Genomic DNA, 7,091 nt, shown 5'->3' on the forward strand with positions numbered 1-7,091 from the left:
TGCTGTATCTGGACCACTTCGGACTCAAGAAGCCGCCGTTTCGGATCACGCCGGATCCCGGCTTTTTCTATTCCGGCGCGCATCGGGGGGACGTGCTGGCCGCCCTCGTATACGCCGTCACGGCCGGCGAGGGTATCGTCAAGGTGGTCGGCGAGGTCGGCAGCGGCAAGACCATGCTGTGCCGCATGCTGGAGCTCGAACTGGCTGACCAGGTCGATATCGTCTATCTGGCCAACCCCAGTCTGAGCCCGGACAACATCGCCCAGGCGGTCGCATTCGAACTGGGTCTGCCCACGGAAGGATTGAGCCGGCTCGAAGTGATGCAGCGGCTGCAGTCCTTTCTGCTGGAGCGCCATGCCAGCGGCCACAATGTGGTGGTGTTCATCGAAGAGGCCCAGGGCATGCCCCTGGCGACCCTCGAGGAACTGCGCCTGCTGAGCAATCTGGAGACGGCCGACCATAAGCTGTTGCAGATCGTGCTGTTCGGGCAGCCCGAGCTGGATATCAATCTTCGCGAAACCGCCATTCGCCAGCTGCGGGAACGCATCACCCACAGTTTCGAGCTGCAGCCGTTGCAGCGCGCCGACACGCACGGGTATCTCAACTTCCGCATGCGGGCCGCCGGCTACCGCGGGCCGGACCTGTTCACACCCCGCGTGGCGCGGCAGATCGCGCGCTATTCGCAGGGGCTGATCCGCCGTATCAACATCCTCGCCGACAAGTGTCTGCTGGCGGCCTACGCCGCCGGTACGCACGCCATCACCACGGGGTTGGTCCGCCGCGCCGCGCGGGACCTGGATCCGGTGTCGGGTTCGCGCCCCGCCCCCTGGCTCGGTTGGCTGGCCAGTGCGGTGATCGCGGCCATCGTCGCCGTGGTGGTCACCTGGCAGGTGGTAACGGTACGCCCGGTACAGCCGGTGCAAGGTACACCCGGTGCGGGGGCGCAGCAGTCGGGTTCGAGCAACGTCGCCGGAAACAAACAAAAACCATGAATCGTCATATCAAACCTGTGATCGCGTTGTTCAGACAGCCCCTCCGGCTTTGCCTCTGGGGGCTGTTTCCCCTGCTCGCGGCCTGTGCCACACCCACGCATCAGTCGGTTCAGGCCCAGAACGCGGGGGCCCAGGCCCAAGGGCACCTGGCCGAGAACGCCGTGCGGCAGGCCCCGGGGCCGATCCCGAAGCCGGTCGACCGTCCGTTGTTTCTGAAGCCGCCGCGTCCACCCGAAAAGCAGGAGGTCTACACCGTCGTGGTGGACAACGTGCCGGTACGCGATCTGCTGTTTTCGCTGGCGCGCAACGCCAAGGTCAATGTCGATATCGGCGAGGGCATTACGGGTCGGGTCACGCTGAACGCGGTCAAGGAAACCCTGCCGGCCATCCTGGCGCGCATCGCCGACCAGGTGCCGATTCGCTGGCACATCAAGGGAAACCGTCTGGTGGTGGTTGCCGATACCCCGTATTGGCAGGATTACGCCGTCAACTATCCCAACATCAACCGCAGCATCAAGAGTTCGATCTCGATCTCGACCCAGGTCGGTGCCTCGGGCGTATCCGACATCAGCAGCCAGGGTGGCGGCGGAGGCGGCGAAAGCGGTTCGAACAGCTCCTCGGCCACCATCAAGAACGAGTCGGTGAACGGCTACTGGAATACCCTGATACGCAACATCGACACGATTCTGGGCGAGGAACCCACCGTGGTGGACAACCAGGTGCTGGGATCCAAGTCGGTGACCGCGAATCGCGAGACCGGCATGATCAGCGTCTACGCCACGCAAAAGCAGCAAAAGCAGATTCAGCAGTTCCTGCTGCAGACGCAGCGCAGCGCGGACCGCCAGGTATTGATCGAGGCCACCGTAGTGGAGGTCAACCTCAACAAAGAGCACCAGGCCGGGGTGAACTGGAACGCCATCGCCTCGGATGTCGGGCTGAGCAGCGTCAGCACGCTCACCGCTTCCAATCTGGCTCAGCCACCCTTTGTGACCCTGACCGGGTCGACCAAGGCGAACGGGTTCACGCAGCTGGACAGCACCATCAGCATGCTGCAGGCCTATGGAACGGTACGGGTGCTGTCCAGCCCCAAGATCATGGTGCTCAACAACCAGAGCGCCATCCTCAAGGTGGTGGACAACAAGGTGTACTTCACCATCAAGGTGGATATCACGCCGACCCTGACCACCACTTCCGGCGGCGGTACGGCGACCACCTCGCTGGTGACCTATGAGACCCAGGTGCACACGGTGCCGATCGGTTTCATCATGAACGTCACACCCTACGTCAGCAGTGCCGGTGACATCACCCTCGAGGTGCGTCCGACCATCACCCGCATCATCGGCTACGTAAACGACCCCAACCCGGCCCTCGCCCAGGTCAAGGTGACCAGCAAGATTCCGGAAGTCCAGGTGCGTGAGATGGAGTCCATGCTGCGCGTGGCCAGCGGGCAGGTGGCCGTGCTGGGCGGGCTGATGCAAAACAGCGTGGACAACACCACCCAGGGCGTACCCGGCCTGGCGAATACCCCTTATGTGAGCGACGCCTTCAGTTACAAGGACAACAAGACCAATAAGACGGAACTGGTGATCTTCATGCGCCCGCGCGTCATCCACGCTGCCAGCCTCAATGGCGATCTGAAAGATTTCACCCGCTTCCTGCCCGGCCGCAACACCCAGGGCCCGACAACCGGCGAGGAACTGCAATGAGCCTGCTGCTCGATGCCCTGAAAAAGGCGGCGGCGGCCAAACAGGCACAGGAGGCCGGACATCAGGAAACGCAACCCGCCGGAGAACCGGCCGCGATCGAAACGCCCGATCAGGCCGGTGAGCTGAGTCTGGCGCCGGTCGATGCGGCGCCGGAAGACGAGGGTGAAGCGGACGAACGGGAGGATGGACTGGACGAGTCCCTCGATTCCCCGCCGTTGTCACAGGCGTTCGAGGAGGAGGAACCGGATCTCGAGTTTCCGGTTGCATCCGACCTGGAAGCGACGTCAGTGCCCTCGGACGAGCAAAGCGAACCTGAGCCGCTGGAAACCGGTGGCGAGGCCGGTTCGCCGCCGCTCTCCGGACAGGAAACTGACGGGCCGATAAACGATGTCATCGAATACGACGAGGTACCCGCTACCGATGCGGTAAGCGAACCGGCGCCGGACCCGCAGGTTGAGACGGACGGGGTGGCAGCCGAAAGCGAACCGTTGACCGTCGAGCGGCGCGGGGATCGCAATGACTGGGAAGAACGCGACTGGGCCACGCCGGGACAGCGTGCCCAGGCGAACGCCGTCCTGCGGGCGGAGCAAAACCGGCAGCGCCGGCGCCGGCTGCTGGTGTGGGGAACGCTCGGGACGGTGGTTCTGATCGGTGCCGGGGGCTACGGGGTGTATGCCTATCGCGCCCTGCAACCGGGCCAGACGGGGCCCGCGCAGACCTTCATTGTGCAGCAAGGCCAACCGTCGGCATCCGCGCCGGCACCTCAACCGCAGCCGCCCGCCGCCACCGAGGCGCCCCAGGCCGTTGCCGCGCCGAAACCGCCTGTGGCTGAGCCGGTGCAGGTGCATCCCAAGCCACCGGCCGTGACGCACAAGCCGGCCAAACCGGCCGTCCCGTCGACGCATACCATTACGCACAAAAAGCCGGTCCGCAAAGCCGCCAGGCCCAAACCGGCAAAGCGGCCGATTGTCGTCCGTGAAGAGGGCGGCGGTTTGTCGGGCTGGCTCAACAAGGGCTACGCGGCATTCCAGCAAGGCGACTTCCAGGCCGCCGAGGCGGCTTATCGCGAGGCATACCGGATCGAGCCGAGCAACCGGGATGCCCTGCTCGGTATGGGCGCGTCGACCGCCGCGCTCGGCGATCGCGAGGCTGCTCAACAGTATTATCGGACCCTGCTGCACCTGAATCCGCAGGATGCCATTGCCAAGGCCGCCCTGAGCAGTCTGGAGGGCGCGCTGCGGCCGACGCATACCCTGGCCGAACTGCAGCGGTTGATCGCCGGTCAGCCGGATTCCGCGCCACTGCGTTTCGCGCTCGGCAACCTGTATGCAGCCGAGTCGTCATGGGCGCAGGCCGTGCAGGCTTACGGCGAAGCGGTGAGCCTGGAAAGCAGCAATCCGGATTACCTGTTCAACCTAGCGGTGGCACAGGATCACCTGGGTCATCTCGACCAGGCGCTGCAAAACTATCGCCGCGCGGAAGTGGCGGCGTTGACCCACCCCTCCCTGATCGATCGCTCGATCCTGCGTGAACGGATCCGGGCCATCGAAGCGTTGCGGCGGCATGCCTCCTGAGTCCCAGGCCCGCAGACGGCAGGACACGGCCGCAGGCAAGCGCAAGCGGCGCCTGGGCGAGTATCTCGTTCACAAGGGCATCATCAGCGAGGACCAGCTGCGCATCGCCCTGACCGAGCAGCAGCGTTCGCAGCGCCAGCTCGGGCAGATCCTGGTCCAGCTGGGATTTTTGACCGAGTCGGTATTGCGCGACTTCCTGGGCGAGGTGCTGGGGCAGGAAAGTATCGACCTCGGCCGCGTGGTTCCCGATCCCGCCGCGCTGGAGCTCATTCCCAAGGACCTGGCCCGCCGTTACAAGCTGCTGCCCGTCAACTACGACAAGGAGACCGGCGAGCTGTTGGTCGCCATGGCCGACACCTACGACCTGCTTGCGCAGGACAAGCTGCTCGCCCATCTGGGCGGGCGGCTGATCGTCAAACCGGTGCTCGCCGGCGGCGCCGAGATCGAGACCGCCATCGACCAGTACTACGGGCACGTGCTGTCGCTGGAGGGCATTCTGCAGGAGATCGAGACCGGCGAGATCGACTACCAGAGCCTGACGACGGAAAGCGAGGAGTACAGCCAGCCGGTGGTGCGCCTGGTCAACGCCATCATCAGCGACGCCGTCAAGCGGGACGCCTCGGACATCCACTTCGAACCCGAAAGGGGGTTTTTGCGCGTGCGCTACCGCATCGACGGCGTACTGCGCCAGGTCCGTTCCCTGCACCGCAACTACTCGCCCGCCATCGTCGTGCGCCTGAAGGTCATGGCGCACATGAATATCGCCGAAACCCGCGCGCCGCAGGACGGCCGGTTTTCGCTGCGCGTCACCGGCCGGGACGTCGACTTCCGCGTGTCGAGCCAGCCGACCACGCACGGTGAAAACATCGTGCTGCGTATCCTGGATCGCGAAAAGGGCATCGTGCCGCTGGAGCAGCTCGGCCTGGAGCCCGACAACCTCGACCTGCTGCGCCTGCTGATGAGCCGCCCGGAAGGCATCATGATGGTGACCGGGCCGACCGGCAGCGGCAAGACCACCACGCTGTATTCGATGCTCAGCCACGTGAACCACGAGGGCATCAACATCATGACCCTCGAGGACCCGGTCGAGTATCCGATGTCCATGATCCGGCAGACCTCGGTCAACGAGGCGGCCAAGCTGGATTTCGCCAACGGCATCCGTTCCATGATGCGTCAGGATCCCGACGTGATTCTGGTCGGCGAAATCCGCGACGAGGACACGGCGCAGATGGCGTTTCGCGCCGCCATGACCGGCCACCAGGTGTTTTCCACCCTGCATACCAACTCGGCCATCGGCGCCTTTCCGCGCCTGCGCGACATCGGGGTGATACCGGACATTCTGGCCGGCAACATCATCGGCGTGCTCGCGCAGCGCCTGGTCCGCAAGCTGTGCACGCATTGCCGTGAGCCCTACGCGCCGGACGGGATCGAGCTGCGCATTCTCGGCCTGCCGCCTGACGAACATCCGACCCTGATGCGCGCCAAGGGATGCCCGCGCTGCGACCACACCGGTTACCGCGGTCGCGTGGCCTTGATGGAGATCCTGCGCATGGATCCCGAGCTGGACGAACTGGTGGCCAGCAACGCCACGCAGAAGACCCTGCTGGACGCGGCGTTCGAGCGCGGCTTCCGGCCGCTGGTCGAGGACGGTGTCCGGCGCGTGCTGTCCGGCGTCACCAGCCTCGATGAGGTGACGCGCGTAGTAGACCTGACGGGCAGGCTCTGATGCAGCATTTCCGCTACAAGGCGCAGGATATCGAAGGCCGCATCGTGGGCGGCGTGCTGGAGGCGGCGAACGAGATCGACGTCGAGATGCGTCTGGAGCGCATGGGGCTGGAACTGATACGCGTGCGCCCGGTGCGCCACTTCCACTTCAGCCTGTTTTCCCGCGGCGTGCGGCGCGGCGACCTGATCAACTTTACCTTCTACCTCCAGCAGCTGCTTTCCGCCGGTGTACCGATGATCCAGGCACTTGCCGACCTGCGCGATACCAGCGACAACCCGCGCATGCAGGCCGTGCTGAGCACCCTGGTGGAGTCCATCGAGGGCGGACAAAACCTGTCCGAGGCCCTGGAGGAATATCAGCGCCTGTTCGGACAGACCTACGTGCACGTGGTGCGGGTCGGCGAACAGGCGGGCAATCTGCCGGAAATGCTCGACGAGCTGACCTCCATGCTCAAATGGCAGGAGCTGCCGTTCCAGACCCGCATGCTGATCGCGACGTCCGATTTTTTCGTCAATTTCTGGTACGTGGTGCTGCTGTTGCCGTTCGTGATCTTTTTCGCGATCCGCGCGGGGGCCCGCTCGAGTCCACGTTTCCGTTTCCAGCTGGATCGCCTCAAGTTGCGCATTCCGCTCATCGGGCCGTTGCTGTACAAGATCAAGCTCGCCCGTTTTGCGCGCAATTTTTCGTTGATGTACCGGGCCGGCATCACGGTGCTGGAAATTCTGCGTCTGAATTTCAAGGTCATGGATAACCTGGTGCTGCAGGAAGCCTTGCAGGAGGTGCACAAGGAAATCTCGGAAGGCGTCAACATCAGCACGGCCTTCGCCAACGTGGCGCTGTTCTCACCGCTGGTGGTGCGTATGCTGCGCGTGGGCGAAAACACCGGCGGGCTGGACCGGGCGTTGGAAAACGTCAGTTACTTTTACGACCGTGAGGTCAAGGAGTCTATCGAGCGCCTGGAGCCCATGATCGAGCCGGCGCTCACGGTCGTGCTCGGCGCCATCGTCGGGTGGGTCATGTTCTCGACGCTCGGCCCGGTATACAACACGGCGGTCAGTATGGGCGCGATGTGATGAAACGCTGCGTACTGCTT

General features: G+C 64.3%; 4 protein-coding genes and 1 pseudogene. All 5 read left to right on the forward strand.

Annotated elements, in window-relative coordinates; genetic code table 11:
- Positions 1-2: 2 nt before the first annotated feature.
- Positions 3-743, forward strand: a pseudogene (locus P8Y64_06205) (AAA family ATPase).
- Between the two features lie 245 nt (positions 744-988).
- On the forward strand, positions 989-2,698 hold the full coding sequence (locus P8Y64_06210) for a type II and III secretion system protein (protein MEJ2060068.1): 1,710 nt from the start codon (positions 989-991) through the stop codon (positions 2,696-2,698).
- Positions 2,695-4,272 carry a tetratricopeptide repeat protein gene (locus P8Y64_06215; protein MEJ2060069.1) on the forward strand — a complete coding sequence of 526 codons (1,578 nt, stop codon included), beginning with the start codon at positions 2,695-2,697 and terminating at the stop codon, positions 4,270-4,272. Before P8Y64_06210 ends, P8Y64_06215 begins: the two co-directional genes overlap by 4 nt.
- On the forward strand, positions 4,262-5,998 hold the full coding sequence (locus tag P8Y64_06220) for an ATPase, T2SS/T4P/T4SS family (protein ID MEJ2060070.1): 1,737 nt from the start codon (positions 4,262-4,264) through the stop codon (positions 5,996-5,998). The genes P8Y64_06215 and P8Y64_06220 overlap by 11 nt, the downstream gene beginning before the upstream one ends.
- Positions 5,998-7,071, forward strand: a complete 1,074-nt coding sequence (locus P8Y64_06225; protein MEJ2060071.1) for a type II secretion system F family protein — start codon at positions 5,998-6,000, stop codon at positions 7,069-7,071. The genes P8Y64_06220 and P8Y64_06225 overlap by 1 nt, the downstream gene beginning before the upstream one ends.
- Positions 7,072-7,091: the final 20 nt, after the last annotated feature.

The organism is Gammaproteobacteria bacterium, from assembly GCA_037388465.1.
GTDB lineage: Bacteria > Pseudomonadota > Gammaproteobacteria > SpSt-1174 > SpSt-1174 > JARRKE01.